We start from the raw sequence: 15,148 nt of genomic DNA on the forward strand, positions 1-15,148 counted from the left end.
CAGCGAGTTTGGGTCCGGTTGATTGGTTTGTTAGGCATCGTTTTCACCAATGGCCTCAGTTCTAGTTAAAATGCCCTTTCTAATTTTCTTAAGCTTCTGATTATATTCGCGATACATTATTTCAGATCCATCTTCAAACTCTTCGTATATAGCCAGCAAACTTGTAACGCCCTCAAATCTCCATTTAACTGGAGTCGCTAGCTTGCCACCTTCATATGGTTCGCAATTTTCACAAGCAAAATTAACTGTTTTATCATAAGCTTCAGATTTGTTTGAAGCTTTCACCAAAATTGAATTTTCCCAGACTAAAAACTTTTTATCAGGATTATTACTAGCGCCATCTTCAATTTCAATGAACCTTATTACATATGACGCAATGTACCACCCAATAGGTGAGTTATTTTCCATTGTTAACTAGTACTCCAGAGGCTTAACAATATTAATCTCTTGCAAAATGAGGCGTTTAAACACCTCATTTTGTCGCATATCTACATTCATCATTTTTAGCATGTTTTCTATGTCTTTGTATAGGTTAGTTTTCTTTCCTGTAACGAAAAACAGTTTTGTTGATATGCGACATTTTGCCAAGAACTTGCTGTTATCAGAGATAACGACTATAACTGTATAAACATACATATAAATAAAGGTGTAATTTATGCCTAATTCACCCTCTCCTTTTTTGAATATGATCGCCGAAGAAATGTATAAAAGCGTTATGCAAAACGTACGGTAGCATTCTTATCGAGACACTCATAAAAGTGAATCTTATAAAGATTGTCATCAAATTAAGTTACGCTTATCAGCAAATTCAGTTATGGGTGTCTTAATTGGAGCGTCTTAATTGGAGCGCTCAAACCTTCTCTCTCAGCAGACCCAGTCACTATAGATCGACGTTTACCCAGCAACACCTTTAGTTTAGTATCACTTAACGTCATATTGACCACGTATTTTCAGTGACACACATTTTAATTTCTGCGACACAAAAATTGAAGTTGGAAACGAAAAAGAAAATGCCTAACAATTAAAAAAAACTACCAACTTTTATTTAAAACACTTATGAAAACAAACACAAAACAACAAGAAATATTCCCAAAATGAACACATCAAAGACCCCCTCAATCTACTGGCACGACTACGAAACTTGGGGCGCTAATCCGCAAAAAAGATGCGCCATGCCAATTTGCCGGGATTAGAACAGACTTGGAATTGAACATTATTGACGAGCCATTAATGTTGTATAGCCAGATATCCAGCGACTGTTTACCCAATCCCTATGCCTGTTTGGTGACCGGTATTACCCCTCAAAAACCTTAAGGGAAGGCGTAGTTGAACGAGAGTTTATAGGCAAAATTCATCAACAGTTTTGCCAAGCAAACACCTGTGTTGCAGGTTACAACAATATTCGATTTGACGATGAAATAACACGCTACACTTTGTATCGAAATTTCTACGATCCTTACGCCAGAGAATGGCAGAACGGTAACAGTCGGTGGGACATTATCGATTTAGCGAGAGCCTGCTATGCACTTAGGCCCGAGGGAATTGAATGGCCACTCAAAGAAAACGGCCAACCAAGCTTTAAACTAGAAGATTTGACCAAGGCTAACAATGTACAACACCAAGACGCTCACGATGCAATGTCTGATGTGTATGCCACTATCGCTATAGCAAAGCTCATTAAGACTGCGCAACCTAAATTATACGATTACATCTTTAATTTAAGACACAAGAAAAAACGTGCTCGAATTGATTAATTGCGAACAACTCACGCCTTTAGTGCATGTCTCTTCGAAAATACCTTCAGAGCAAGGCTGTTGTACGTGGATAGTGCCAGTCGGTTTTCATCCAACCAACAAAAATGCGGTGATTACATTAAATTTAGCTCAAGATCCTAGCCCGCTTTTTAACCTGACGCCAGAACAAATAAGAACAAAATTGTACACGCCAAGCAGCATGTTAGATGAAGGTGAACAACGACTGCCAATTAAATTGGTGCATATTAATAAATGCCCAGTGTTAGCGCCTGCTAAAACATTGACCACCGAAAACGCTCAACGATTGAATATTGATAGGCAATCCTGCTTGGATAACTTACAGAAAATTAAAAACCATGATTCTCTACTCGCTAAGTTACATCAAGTCTACACAGTAGAGCACGATAGCGCGCCATTAGATGCAGACTATGCGTTATATAGTGGTGGATTCTTTTCTTCAGCCGACAAATATTTAATGCAACAAGTAGTCAATGCCAGTGTAGAGGAGCTGACAGAGCTTACTCTACCTTTCGAAGATGACCGATTAAACACGCTATTATTCAGATATCGAGCCCGCAACGTGCCTCAATCATTGAGCCAAGCAGAAACAGAAAAGTGGCAAACGATTTCGTCAATTTAAGTTGACCGACGAGACTTCTAGCGCCAGTATAAAGCTAAATGAATACATGCAGTTAATAGAGCAATTAAGTATTGAATATGAACATCACCCTGATAAATTAAACATACTTAAAAGCCTATTTGTATACGCAAAAAATTTGTAGAAAGTGGTATAAGAATAACGTTTTACAAAGTGGGGACTTTAGTAGATTGATATTATGTAGCTTAATTGTGTGCCTCAGGCCAATAAAAATAAAGGGTTGAGAATATTCTCCATACCACTAGATTTTATGCGCAATGTGCCGATATCAAATTTATGAGTTTTATAAACTTTAGAAAATTGACATTATTAAGGCGGTTAAATGCTTGGAATAGCACTCAAAGTTGATGAAACAGATAAATTTTTAGAAGTTGACATTGATCCATCTCTGTTAGAGACCAATATTGACGCTAAAGCGCTATTTAATTTAGTTTCTAACAGTGAATATTCCAACTTCTTTATCTTTGACGAAGACATTATTAATGTCATCAGTAACTGTAAAAACGCTAAAGCCAATCATGATAATCGCATAATTACCAAGAGAATTGGCGAACGTCGTGATAGTGACATCAAATGTACGATCAGAGAAGATGAATTGTCAGCCAGCCTTACCTAACTTGCGGCTACGCCGGCAAGCCAGTAACAACAAATCATTTAATTGCTCATCTAAGATCACTTGGCATCACCCGGGTATCAGTACTAAGCGATTGAGCAAACTCGCTTACGCTCTAGAACGTTCCTCACTAAGGAGATAAAGTGAAAGATGTAGTCGCCATTGGATTACCGCCCAAAGCAGGACGTTCATCTAAATTACATCCTCTGGTACAAAATGCATTAGAAAGAATTTTTGACCCCTCAAACCCAAGATGGTGAGCGAGTCGATATGCGAAATTTAGGCGCGGTTATTTGTGTTAAGAAAGGCACACATCTATTACGCAGGTTACCGCCTACAGAAGGCCGAAAAGGCTTTACTATTAAAGGAACCAAGATAAAGCCTAAGCTATGGCGAATGGGTAAAAATTCAGACCTGAATTAAAGGCACTGTTATTAGCCCAAATGATGAGAATTTACTGCTCGCAGACATTACCGGTATGCCCAAGTTTAAAGGCTCGAAAATGTGGATTGACGATGTTTACGTGTGTAAAGGCGTAAATGTAGGCACCGGCAATATCGAATATGACGGCGCGGTATTAGTGAATGGAGATGTCACAGAAAACATGAAAATTATCGCCACTGGCGATGTGACGGTCAATGGCTTTGTAGAGTCAGCTTATATACAAACCACTGGTGATATTATTATCACCGAAGGGGCAATGGGCAAAGTCAATGACGAGTTAACCGAATATAGTTGTAACTTAATCTCTCAAGGTAGTGTACATATTCAACACGGCCAAGGCTTAAATATAAAATGCCATAACAATGTCACCATTGGCCGGCAATTAGCTCATAGTAAAATTGATACCAAGGGCAAAGTGACGATTGGTTCAGCGGACAACCCTAACGGTAATATTTTTGCCTGTAAAATAAAATGCGGTGACCAGTTTTCTGCCGGTACAATTGGTGCAGTATCTGGAAGTAATTTAAGTATTGATTACAGTGAAATGTTTAATACCCTAGTAGACCAAAAAGACACCTTAGACGACTTACTCAAGCAGCTATCCCAAAACAACCTTAGGCATATGGAAAGAATGAACATCATAAATTCTAAGTTTGTACCTAAAGATATGCAAAGCAGAGTAGATGAAGCAAATCAGTTATATCAAGGCGAAACGCAGCTTTTAAATTGGTTACACCAAAAAGCCACAGAAATGAACCGAACCAAAGAAAGGTATCAAGCCAATATTAAGATGATTGCATCTAAAAAAGTGTATCCCGGCGTCACACTTAAACTAAATAATCGAACATGGCGCGCAGAAAAAGAACTGGACCGTTCTCAAGTTACCTTTGAACATCATCAGTGGCAATGTGTACCTATAGTCGGCAAACTATGTCGCTAGGAACTGACGACTCTTAGTGCATTCGTATAAATAACCCCTGAGTGTCCTATTCGAGCGACCATTCCTGCACAACTCCGCCTTATTCAAAAACCGCTAAATGCATTCAAATAGGTCACCTATCAATACGAATTGGTGTGCCTGTCACTCAAGAGGAAACATAAACTGATGCCCGAAACTATCTATCAATTCGATGCCACATTAAATAACGGCGAAGCGATAAATTTTACCCACTTTAAAGATAAGGTACTGTTGATCGTCAACACCGCCAGCCAATGCGGCTTTACCCCACAATATTCAGGACTTCAAGCCTTATACAGTCAATATAACCAGCAAGGGTTTTCCGTATTAGCGTTTCCTTGCGATCAATTTGGACATCAAGAACAGGGAAATGATCAGGAAATAGAACAATTCTGTAATGTGAATTTCAATATCGAATTTCCACTTTTCAAAAAAACAGAGGTTAATGGCAAAAACGCGGCGCCGCTTTTTAAGTATTTGAAACAACAAGCGCCAAGGCATGCTAGGTACGCAAAAGATTAAATGGAATTTCACCAAGTTTTTAGTCAACCAAAAAGGACAAGTGGTTAAACGTTATGCGCCTACTACTACACCGGAAAAAATAACGGCTGATATCAAAGCCCTGCTAGCTAAATAAAATGCGCTCAGTAGTTAGTGGTTTTTGCCAAACCATGTAGACGGTGCTATCTCAGCCTATATTCTAGGGCGTCTGTGCAAGTTGTCAGTTACCGCAAGTCCTAGCCTTTCAAATAACTAACACCTCAGCGCAAAGGCCTCAGGAACATTATTTGTCATGTGCTAACTGCGCGTTAGATTATCAAAAGAGATGGGGTCACACTTTTTGCGCAATAATTTGAAAGTACTTACCTAGCCATAGATATGGCTCTTGGTCACCATATTGTATTTCTAAGGATTTTAGCTGCGGGTAGTACTTTTCTTGCTTATCAAGATCCCGTAAGTAATCATGAAAACAACGGATCCCAGCTGTAAGCTTTATCGACAGTGGTAAAGCGGCAAACTCAGTCAGTACATCTTTCGGTTTCAATGGATTATTTGGCGTTAAACGAACCCGATTCTTAACTTGCATACCTTGCTCCACATAATCAAAGTTGCCATAACACATATTGCCAAATAGTTGCGCATCACGATTAAAAAAGCTAACTGACAAAAAGCCATGGGGTTTAACTAAGCTGGCTAACTTTTCAAGCACAGCTTTAGGTTTTTCTACCCACTCTAAAACGGCATGACAGATGACTAAATCGTATTGTTTTTGCGGTAAAGACAAAATGTCAGATTTTAGGATTGAAAGCTTATCAAACCTGCCTAGCCTATCTGCTGCTATGTCCAATGTTTCCTGGGAAATGTCGGTCAAGGTGAGCGAATGCTGCATATTCAACAATGACTCGGCCATAACACCTGTGCCCCCGCCAGCATCTAATATCTGCAGTCGGCTGGCAGCAATAGAGGTATGCTGGGCTAAATGATGGAGTAGCAATTCGTGACGCAGTCGCCCTTTAGTAGAACCATAAATGTTCTTTTGAAATTTATTGGCAATATCGTTAAAACTGCGATCCTCTGGGCCATTTTTCATTTAACAGTTTGTTCCTTTTTTATGCGGGATTTGGCATATCGACAAATAATACCTCCACATCCAACTCTTGCTGAATATGTTGACCTATAGCTTTTACTCCATAACGCTCTGTTGCATGGTGTCCGGCCCCATAAAAGTGAATATTCATTTCTCTAGCAATATGGATGGTTTGTTCCGATACCTCACCGGTAATAAATGCATCAATTCCCAGCTCTGCCGCTTGTTGTATATAATTTTGGCCCCCGCCCGTACACCAAGCTACAGTTTGAATGCGCTTTTTTTGAGCTGGCTCATGTAGCGGTTTGCGATCTAACTTTGCCGTTATAATATCTGTTAGCTCGTCAGCGGTTATGGGGTCAGCAAACTGCCCTTGCATGACCACACAGCTCGGATTACTTTCTTCAAGGGTACGAATATTCTGAATTCCTAGTAAATCTGCCAATTGCGCGTTATTACCTAAGTCAGGATGAACATCTATAGGTAAATGGTAGGCAAACAAATTGATGTCATGGGCTAACAAACTCGCCAAACGTTTCTTCTTCATTCCCGTTATGCAGGGTTTTCCCCTTCCAGAAATAGCCGTGATGCACTAAAATCCCGTCAGCCTTAACGTTTATTGCGTGGTCGATTAGTGCTTGTGAAGCCGTCACTCCGGTGACGATTTTATGCATCACTTGCTTGCCCTCAATTTGTAATCCATTAGGACAATAATCACGGATTTTATGGGGCGTTAATAATGAATCAAGAAAAGCTAAAAGTGTGTCTCTTGTCACTGACATTGACGATCCTCAAACAGTAAGTTGTATAAATAACTAGCACTTAGCAAGGTGATTAGACATTTATGTTAAAAAAAGGTATAAAAACCGAGCAAATTCTGTAAACAATTATATAGAAGGTAAAAACCTGATTATGACTAAATTGGACAAAGATCAAGTAATCGAAAATTTCACAGAAGCATATACTAAGGCTAACGGGAAAGCTCCTACGATTGAAGCGAAAGGTGGCTGGTACAGTGTCGATGGAGCAAAAAATGTTCGATTAGCCGAACTACAAGAACAAATTGCGACAATGGGCTCTTCTTCAGCGGCCAATCAAACCGAAAAACCTCAAGCGGAAAAATCTACGACTGCCAAAAAGCCCGCTAGCAAGAAAAATCAGTGAAAAAAGCTAATGCTTCAGGGTTCTCAGTTAAGGCATTTTGGGCCCAAAAAATTAAACAAGACAACTCCGGGGCCAGAGCGCCTCGATAGCCAATTTAGCGCTAATTTTAATTGACTCATAAAGTGCTACCAATAAAAAGCCACCCGTAGTGTTACTCGGTGGTTTTTTAACTATTTGCTCAGTCGTTGACTGAATATCTACCCTGCTCTGCAAGCTAAAAGTGCGTTGTAGACAATAGCAAAAATGACAATCAATTACGCATTACACATTGACGATCATGTGCGATTACATAAATTCTCTACCCATATAGCAAATAACACTTAACAGTCATAGTACTGTTGGTTTACTCTGTACGCCTTGCTGTCACCTCGTTTAAGCTCATGAAGATAATCAACAAATCCAATAAATTAGAAAACGTCTGTTACGAAATTCGCGGTCCAATCTTAACCGAAGCCAAAAAAATGGAAGATGAAGGGCACCGTATATTAAAACTTAATATAGGTAACCCTGCCCCTTTTGGTTTTGAAGCCCCTGACGATATTCTAAAAGATGTGATCCACAACCTCCCTAAATCTCAAGGGTATTCAGATTCAAATGGAATTTACTCGGCACGAGTAGCGGTGATGCAGTATTACCAACAACAGCAAATCAAAAACGTCACTATTAACGATATATTTATAGGAAATGGCGTTAGCGAACTCATTGTTATGGCAATGCAAGGCTTACTAAACAACGACGATGAAGTGTTAATTCCAGCTCCCGACTATCCCCTTTGGACAGCGGCCGTCAGCTTGGCTTCAGGTAAACCTGTGCATTACCTATGTGATGACGCCAATAACTGGCAACCAGACATTAACGATATTCGTAGTAAAATAACCGAAAAGACCAAAGCCATAGTGCTGATTAATCCGAATAACCCAACTGGCGCAGTATACAGTCGTGCGTTATTGCAACAAATCATAGAGGTCGCTAGAGAGTTTGGCATTGCTATCATCAGTGATGAAATTTATGACAAAATATTATACGACCAAGCCAAACACCATTGCATCGCTTCAATGGCTGATGATGTATTTTTTATCACGTTAGGTGGTTTATCTAAGAACTATCGAGTGGCAGGTTTTCGCGCAGGCTGGTTAGTGGTAAGCGGCAACAAACGTATTGCTAAGGGCTACATTGAGGGGCTCAATATGCTGTCTTCTATGCGTATGTGCGCCAATGTCCCTAGTCAACATGCGATCCAAACCGCTTTGGGTGGATATCAAAGTATTAATGAGTTAATTAATGGGGACGGCCGCTTAAAAGTGCAACGTGATTTGGCGGTTAAAATGTTAAATGAGGTCGATGGCCTGTAATGCATCTCACCTCAAGGCGCAATGTACTGTTTCGTTAAAGTCGATGCGGAAAAATTCAACATCACCAGTGACGAACAAATGATCTTTGACTTACTGCGAACTGAAAAAGTGCTACTAGTGCATGGTTCAGCATTCAATCTACATAAAGGCTGTTACTTTAGGTTGGTATTTTTGCCCAGTGTTGATGTACTTAAGCCAGCATTACAAGGTATTGCTAATTTTTTCAAACATTACCAACAGGTTAACTAGTCAATGAGTTTAAGTACAATCAAGAGTCACTTCTTTGCTCATCTGTCTCGTATGAAGTTAATTAACCGCTGGCCATTAATGCGCAATGTCCGTACTGAAAATGTGCAAGAGCACAGTCTTCAAGTCGCGATGGTCGCCCACTCATTGGCGCTAATTCGTAATAAATATTTTTCTGGTAAGCTCGATCCAAATGAAGTGGCTACCATTGCGATGTTTCATGACGTGTCTGAGGTGATTACTGGCGATTTACCAACGCCGGTGAAGTATTCCAATCCGGTCATTCGAGACGAATATAAAAAAATTGAAAAAATAGCTGAGCAAAAGCTAATTAATATGGCCCCCAAAGATTTTCATGATGATTATGCAAAACTTATCGATCATCACCGTCATAGTGACGAAATTATATTTATCGTCAAAGCAGCCGATGTCATTTGCGCCTACTTGAAAACCTTAGAAGAACTATCTGCAGGAAATAGAGAATTCGGCTTAGCCAAAAAACGTTTGGATCAGATGCTTAAGGATTATCACTCGCCAGAAGTTGATTACTTTATGCAAGCCTATGTACCCAGTTTTAGTCTAAGTCTTGACGAAATCACCCAAGAAGACAATTAAATCCCCGTCTAGCCTAATTTTATTAACTATCAACTTGATTAAAATCAATAACTTTGTTCAGATTGATAGTTAAATAGACAGCGGCGTTAGCATAATAATGGAACCTTGGACAAACAGATTTCTAGACAAAAAAACCGAGCGTGAGGGCGATCATCGCACTCCTTTTCAGCGAGATAAGGCGCGCATTTTACATTCCGCAGCATTTCGCAGGTTGCAGTCTAAAACCCAAGTATTAGGTGTGGGTATGAGTGATTTTTATCGTACTCGCCTCACTCATTCCCTTGAAGCCTCACAAATCGGTCAAGGCATAGCCGCTCAGCTTAGAACCAAATACCCTGCCCTGACCAAAAAACTCGGCCTAAACGACATACTAATCGAAGCACTGTGTTTAGCCCACGATATAGGCCATCCCCCTTTCGGTCATGGGGGCGAAGTAGCCTTACATTACATGATGCGTGACCATGGTGGTTTCGAAGGTAATGGCCAAACCTTTAGAATAGTGACTCGACTTGAGCCGTACACTGCAGACGCAGGGATGAACCTGTCACGCCGTACACTTTTGGGATTGGTTAAGTACCCCAATTTTATTGATAACTTACACAACCCTAGTGTTATTTCTGAGCAACAAAGTCTTGTTAACAAGCGGCAAATTAAAGCCAAACAGTGGCATCCACCTAAAGGTTTGTACCACTGCGACAAAGATATTTTTGATTGGTTGTTAGCTCCTCTAAGCGAAGCAGACAAAAAGCACTTTTCAGCTATCAACACATCAACGACTCACCATAGCAAAACTAAATTTAAGTCATTTGATTGCTCAATTATGGAATTGGCCGATGACATTGCCTATAGCGTGCATGATCTTGAAGATGCCATTGTGATGGGGATCGCTAATCAGCAACAATTCGAACATGAAGTCGTAAAGCCAATCAAACAGCTAGGAGAAGGTTGGTTAAGTGATCATATTGAGCAGTTGTCAGAAAAATTGTTTAGCAATGAACATCACTTACGTAAAGATGCGATTGGTGCGCTGGTCAATTGTTTCATTACCAATATCGAAATTAATGAAACAGATGCTACTTTTTCGGATGAGCTACTGGTTTACAATGCAACCTTTCCTAAGCTGTATCAACGTTGTATTTCGGTTTTTAAGCAATATGTGTTTAAGAGAGTGATCTTAAAACCCGAATTACAACTATTGGAATATAAAGGTCAACAAATTGTTATGGAGTTATTTGAAGCGTTTAACTCAGATCCATTGCGTTTGTTACCTGACAACACAAAAACTCGCTGGTTAGAAGAAGAAGCCAATAATAATGGTCACCGAGTCATTTCAGATTACATCGCTGGCATGACCGACGGTTTTGCTTCTAAACTGTATTCGACCTTGTTTTTACCAACCGGTAATGGTTTGCCAGATCCACTAAATTAACTGGCTAAGCCCTGTGATACTTTTGTGATGCAATGTTTTAACTAGGTTCGAGGTCTACTAGATCACAGTCCATGAAATTGTAATTGAGTAAGTGAATATGCTTATAAAACGTACCCAAAAAAGTGACATCAAAGAAAACAATGTAACCGACGAAACGGTATACCAAAACCGGCGTGAAATTCTAAAAACCATGGGATTTATCGGGGCTGGCGCGTTACTATCTTCTAGTCAAAGTCATGCATTGGGCTTTTTTGGTGACGATGATGAAAAAGCGACAGTATTTAAAACTAAAGCTCTGAAATTCAGCCAACCAAAACAATATCAGTCGGATGAAAAACTAACTCCCGAGCAAAAAGTGATCAGCCACAACAATTTTTATGAATTTGGCACCAACAAGTCTGATCCTGTTGAAAATGCACAAGCGTTTAAAGTCGACCCATGGAAGCTTGAAATAGACGGTTTGGTCGAAACCCCTATCACCTTAAACTACGATGATCTCTTCACTAAATTTGACCTTGAAGAACGAATTTATCGACTCAGGTGCGTCGAGGCATGGTCCATGGTGGTGCCTTGGCTGGGCTTTTCTTTATCTAAAATGATTAAACTGGCTAAGCCGCTAAGTTCGGCCAAATATGTAGCCTTTGAAACCCTATATGATCCTAAACAAATGCTACAGGGCAAAAAAGTCGGTACGCGGGAGGGGGCATAGATTATCCTTACGTCGAAGGTTTACGATTAGATGAAGCCATGCACCCTCTTACTCTTATGTCTGTGGGCTTGTATGGTAAAACACTGCCGGCTCAAAATGGTGCACCTATTAGATTGGTAACCCCATGGAAATATGGTTTTAAGAGTATTAAGTCAATTGTTAAAATTCGATTAACCAATAAAAAGCCGCCTACCACTTGGAACTTATTGGCCGCAAGTGAGTATGGTTTTTACGCTAATGTCAATCCTCAAGTTGATCATCCAAGGTGGAGCCAAGCCAGTGAACGCAGAATTACGACCGGTGGATTGTTATCTCGAAACCGTATTGCCACTCAAATGTTTAATGGTTATGACGAAGTTGCATCGCTCTATTCGGGCATGGATCTAAGTAAAAACTACTGAGCTCAATGATTGATGATAAAGCTTAAACCAGCCTACATTACATGGCTAAAAGTTAGCATGCATTGTTTAGCTTTAGGGCCACTCATCTTCACCTACTATCAGGCTATAGACGATAAATTGGGAGGGGATCCCGTTGAAGCCATTTTACATTTTACAGGTATCGGCGCGTTTAATTTACTGCTGCTGTCTTTATTGGTTTCGCCATTAGCCAAATTTAGCAAACAAGCATTGCTAATTCGCACTAGGCGATTACTAGGCTTGTATGCTTTTCTTTATGCCTTTTGTCACTTTGCCAGATTATATTGTATTTGAATTACAATTTGAATGGTCACTGCTATTCAGCGAAATCATCAAACGCCCCTACATCACTGTTGGCTTTGTGGCGCTGATAATTTTAAGTACTCTAACACTTACCTCAACTAAAAACATGCAGCGAAAATTAGGAAAAAATTGGCAAAAGCTGCACAATTGGGTTTATCTAGCAGCACTAATGATCGCCTTACATTTTATTTGGTCGGTAAAGTCTAACCTAACTGAACCGCTCATTTATTGGGCCATCCTACTTCTATTATTAAGCTTTAGAAAAAATAAACTTCAAACTTATTTAAAACGTAAAAAAGCGAGACAACCCAAAGTGCACGCTGAGTAATTCTAGATCGGGATAAGCCGAGCTTCTCGATAACGCTCTTGTTGCGTCTAGCCGCGCTGGATTTTCTAGCAATAACACGTAATTACATATGACTACCCGCCTTGCTATAGTCGAAAAGTGTCGTTATCGAATAAACCTTAAGCCAAATTTTACTGGGGCATATTTTTACGTGTTTGAAATTTTCTTGCAAAATTTAATTGGAAACGACACTCATAATCTAAGTTCAGATTAAATAGTTGTTATTTAAATGTGTCATATTGAGTTTATGCAACAATTGTTAATGAAAGGTTAGAAGTGCGACACGGTTTCGGCACCGAATTGTACTCTATTTAATAATAACAATTGGAGAGCTTTGGCTTATTTATTCTATGTTTAATACTCGTTCAAAAAAAACACTCAGTGCTTTAGTATTTTTTACCGTTAGTAGTATCTTTTTAGCTAGTTGTACTAAGTCTACTCATACAATAAATGAGATAACGACCTTTGGTTCACAACAAGATAGTCCATTATTATCTAGTCCTAATCAAAACGTGACGTCAAAGGTATTTGTTGATCCCCAAGGCTCATTGCAATATGTCGTGTATTTACAAGGAAAGTTAGTTGTTAAGCCATCAGCACTTGGCATTACGGTAGACGGCGTGGATTTAGCAAACCATGCCCAATTACTGGATGTTAAACAAACAACTGTTAATGAAACTTACCCCACTCGAGGTAATCATACTGTAGCCAACAATCACTATAATCAATGGCTATATTTTTTACAGCACAAAAACAGCCAGAAGCAGTTCCAAATCGCCTTGCGTTTATATGATGATGGTGCAGCTTATCGTTATATTGTACCAAGCAATGATAAACAGCATGTAGATGGTGAATCCTCTAGCTGGACCTTACCCGACCACAGCAAAACTTGGTTTTTTGAACGTGACAGTGATTGGAAACTAAAAACCTATGCTGGTTGGTGGAAAGCTGAAGATGTGAAAGATATGCCTACCACCTCTAAACAAGGGCCTATACAAGGTACGCCTTTAGTGTTTGAGCTTCCAAACAGCAACGGTTACGCTGCCATCACCAAAGCAGCTTTGTATAATTATAGTGGTATGCGGCTAAAAGCCGTTGGAGATAATACCTTTAAAGCTAATTTTACAGAGGGTGAAAAAGGCTTCGATGTAAACGGCACAATCACTTCTCCTTGGCGTGTAGTGATGCTAGGAAAAGATTTAGATACGCTGGTCAACAGTGATTTAATCAGCAACTTAAACCCAGCGCCAGATCCAAAGTTATTTGCAGATACTGATTATATTCAACCTGGTAGGAGTGTGTGGAGTTGGATGTCCATGCGTTTAGGGACAATCAACGATCAAAAAGATTTTACCCGCTATGCAGCAGAGCTTGGTTTTGAATATAACCTTATTGATGCAGGCTGGAAAGATTGGCCCACCCCTTGGAAAACTCTAAAAGATATTACCCTACAGGGTAAAAAGCTCGGCGTCGAAAACTGGGTATGGGTGCATTCTGAAGATATAGATGATCCAACAAATAATTATTACGAAATGCGAGAATACTTAGATAAAGTAAAAGCGGCTGGTGCTATTGGGGTCAAAACGGACTTCATGAATAGCGAAAGTAAACTGCTGATAGATTTTGAAATTGCCTTTTTGCAAGAAACAGCTCGTCGACAATTACTAGCTAACTTTCATGGCAGTCACTCTCCGACCGGAGAATCGCGGACCTATCCCAATGAGCTTACTCGAGAGGGTATTCGAGGAATAGAGGTTAATTTACATAACAAGCACTTGCCCCCATCCCATAATGCAGCATTGCCATTTACTCGATTCTTGCTAGGGCACGGTGATTATACGCCATTGTCTTTCACCAACCCAGGAGCGACTACTTTTGCCCATCAACTCGCGACCATAATTGTATTTTTGTCGCCTGTTCAAGTCTATGCCGACAGCCCTGTAGTGTTGCAACATAATCCTGATATAAAACCTATGCTACAAATAATAAAGGACACACCCACTGTATGGGATGAAACCAAGGTGCTATCGGGTAGTAAAATTGGAGAACTTGCCGCTTTTGCTAGACGCAGTGGCGACAAATGGTTCATTGGAATATTAAATGATGAAACAGCCAAGAATTATGAGCTCGATCTATCATTCATTGGGAAGGGAAAATTTACAGCCCAGATAGCCGAAGACGACTTACAAGCATCTAAAGTAGACATCAATGGACTCAACCCATTAGCCATAGGCGAGCTTGGAGGATATAACCAAGTTACGCCAGCCAAAGTGCACAGGGTGGAGGTAAACCAACACAGTAAATTGACAATTAGGTTAGCCAATGGTGGTGGATTTGCAGCGCTCATAGCCCCAAATTAAAGGCGGTAATAATCAAGTAGCCGGAGGTCTCCAACCTCCAGCTCCCCAATGCATGCAGCCATAAAAAATTTTTGGACACCCATAACAATTTTAGGACACCCATAATTTCTAGTTAAAACAATTTTAGGACACCCATAATTTCTAGTTAACGTTCGCAGATAGGCAATTGAACTGCTTGGCTTATTCTTAT

The 15,148-nt window shown here is 40.0% G+C and carries 11 protein-coding genes and 5 pseudogenes; 13 read left to right on the forward strand and 3 right to left on the reverse strand.

From position 1 onward, the window contains the following. Positions 1-30 precede the first annotated feature (30 nt). Entirely contained in the window at positions 31-408 is a 378-nt protein-coding gene (locus RS130_RS16440; RefSeq protein ID WP_316026831.1) for a DUF4288 domain-containing protein, read from the reverse strand. Positions 409-1,094: 686 nt separating this feature from the next. Between RS130_RS16440 and sbcB the strand changes: the two are divergent. From sbcB to RS130_RS16465, 5 genes and pseudogenes are all read left to right on the forward strand, one after another. After that, positions 1,095-2,536: pseudogene (gene sbcB, locus RS130_RS16445) on the forward strand (exodeoxyribonuclease I). Between the two features lie 198 nt (positions 2,537-2,734). After that, positions 2,735-3,028, forward strand: a complete 294-nt coding sequence (locus RS130_RS16450; protein ID WP_316026832.1) for a hypothetical protein — start codon at positions 2,735-2,737, stop codon at positions 3,026-3,028. A 231-nt stretch (positions 3,029-3,259) separates the two neighbouring features. After that, the gene (locus tag RS130_RS16455; protein ID WP_316026833.1) at positions 3,260-3,448 is read left to right on the forward strand and encodes a flagellar assembly protein A; all 189 of its coding nucleotides are present in this window, start codon (positions 3,260-3,262) and stop codon (positions 3,446-3,448) included. 79 nt (positions 3,449-3,527) lie between these two features. Then, positions 3,528-4,409, forward strand: a complete 882-nt coding sequence (locus RS130_RS16460) for a FapA family protein (protein ID WP_316026834.1) — start codon at positions 3,528-3,530, stop codon at positions 4,407-4,409. Between the two features lie 165 nt (positions 4,410-4,574). After that, positions 4,575-5,064, forward strand: a pseudogene (locus tag RS130_RS16465) (glutathione peroxidase). 195 nt (positions 5,065-5,259) lie between these two features. On the opposite strand, the gene RS130_RS16470 reads toward RS130_RS16465, so the two are convergent. Then, positions 5,260-6,018, reverse strand: a complete 759-nt coding sequence (locus tag RS130_RS16470; protein WP_316026835.1) for a methyltransferase — start codon at positions 6,016-6,018, stop codon at positions 5,260-5,262. 19 nt (positions 6,019-6,037) lie between these two features. Then, positions 6,038-6,797, reverse strand: a pseudogene (locus RS130_RS16475) (Nif3-like dinuclear metal center hexameric protein). Positions 6,798-6,927: 130 nt separating this feature from the next. Here RS130_RS16475 and RS130_RS16480 point away from each other — a divergent pair. From RS130_RS16480 to RS130_RS16515, 8 genes and pseudogenes are all read left to right on the forward strand, one after another. After that, a complete protein-coding gene (locus RS130_RS16480) occupies positions 6,928-7,179 on the forward strand; it encodes a hypothetical protein (RefSeq protein WP_316026836.1) in 252 nt (83 codons plus the stop codon). Between the two features lie 380 nt (positions 7,180-7,559). Beyond that, positions 7,560-8,780 (forward strand): annotated as a pseudogene (locus RS130_RS16485) (pyridoxal phosphate-dependent aminotransferase). Between the two features lie 3 nt (positions 8,781-8,783). Then, complete coding sequence (yfbR, locus tag RS130_RS16490; protein ID WP_316026837.1) at positions 8,784-9,392, forward strand: 5'-deoxynucleotidase; 609 nt, start codon at positions 8,784-8,786, stop codon at positions 9,390-9,392. Positions 9,393-9,489: 97 nt separating this feature from the next. After that, positions 9,490-10,821 (forward strand): anti-phage deoxyguanosine triphosphatase, encoded by a 1,332-nt coding sequence (locus tag RS130_RS16495; protein ID WP_316026838.1) that lies wholly within the window; start codon positions 9,490-9,492, stop codon positions 10,819-10,821. Positions 10,822-10,918: 97 nt separating this feature from the next. Beyond that, positions 10,919-11,931 (forward strand): annotated as a pseudogene (gene msrP, locus RS130_RS16500) (protein-methionine-sulfoxide reductase catalytic subunit MsrP). 57 nt (positions 11,932-11,988) lie between these two features. Then, complete coding sequence (locus RS130_RS16505) at positions 11,989-12,243, forward strand: cytochrome b family protein (RefSeq protein ID WP_316026839.1); 255 nt, start codon at positions 11,989-11,991, stop codon at positions 12,241-12,243. After that, a complete protein-coding gene (locus RS130_RS16510) occupies positions 12,194-12,580 on the forward strand; it encodes a ferric reductase-like transmembrane domain-containing protein (RefSeq protein WP_316026840.1) in 387 nt (128 codons plus the stop codon). The genes RS130_RS16505 and RS130_RS16510 overlap by 50 nt, the downstream gene beginning before the upstream one ends. A 368-nt stretch (positions 12,581-12,948) precedes the next feature. After that, a complete protein-coding gene (locus RS130_RS16515) occupies positions 12,949-14,958 on the forward strand; it encodes a glycoside hydrolase family 97 protein (protein WP_316026841.1) in 2,010 nt (669 codons plus the stop codon). Positions 14,959-15,148: the final 190 nt, after the last annotated feature.

Origin of the sequence: Paraglaciecola aquimarina, from assembly GCF_032464635.1 — a bacterium.
Taxonomy (GTDB): Bacteria; Pseudomonadota; Gammaproteobacteria; order Enterobacterales; family Alteromonadaceae; genus Paraglaciecola; species Paraglaciecola aquimarina.

What these genes read in the sequence shown, in the direction of transcription:
- RS130_RS16505 (WP_316026839.1), top strand. Translation starts at nt 11,989, where the DNA reads ATGCATTGTTTAGCTTTAGGGCCACTCATCTTCACCTACTATCAGGCT.
- RS130_RS16495 (WP_316026838.1), top strand. Translation starts at nt 9,490, where the DNA reads ATGGAACCTTGGACAAACAGATTTCTAGACAAAAAAACCGAGCGTGAG.
- RS130_RS16480 (WP_316026836.1), top strand. Translation starts at nt 6,928, where the DNA reads ATGACTAAATTGGACAAAGATCAAGTAATCGAAAATTTCACAGAAGCA.
- RS130_RS16450 (WP_316026832.1), top strand. Translation starts at nt 2,735, where the DNA reads ATGCTTGGAATAGCACTCAAAGTTGATGAAACAGATAAATTTTTAGAA.
- RS130_RS16510 (WP_316026840.1), top strand. Translation starts at nt 12,194, where the DNA reads ATGCTTTTCTTTATGCCTTTTGTCACTTTGCCAGATTATATTGTATTT.
- yfbR (WP_316026837.1), top strand. Translation starts at nt 8,784, where the DNA reads ATGAGTTTAAGTACAATCAAGAGTCACTTCTTTGCTCATCTGTCTCGT.
- RS130_RS16440 (WP_316026831.1), bottom strand. Translation starts at nt 408, where the DNA reads ATGGAAAATAACTCACCTATTGGGTGGTACATTGCGTCATATGTAATA.
- RS130_RS16470 (WP_316026835.1), bottom strand. Translation starts at nt 6,018, where the DNA reads ATGAAAAATGGCCCAGAGGATCGCAGTTTTAACGATATTGCCAATAAA.
- RS130_RS16460 (WP_316026834.1), top strand. Translation starts at nt 3,528, where the DNA reads ATGTGGATTGACGATGTTTACGTGTGTAAAGGCGTAAATGTAGGCACC.
- RS130_RS16515 (WP_316026841.1), top strand. Translation starts at nt 12,949, where the DNA reads ATGTTTAATACTCGTTCAAAAAAAACACTCAGTGCTTTAGTATTTTTT.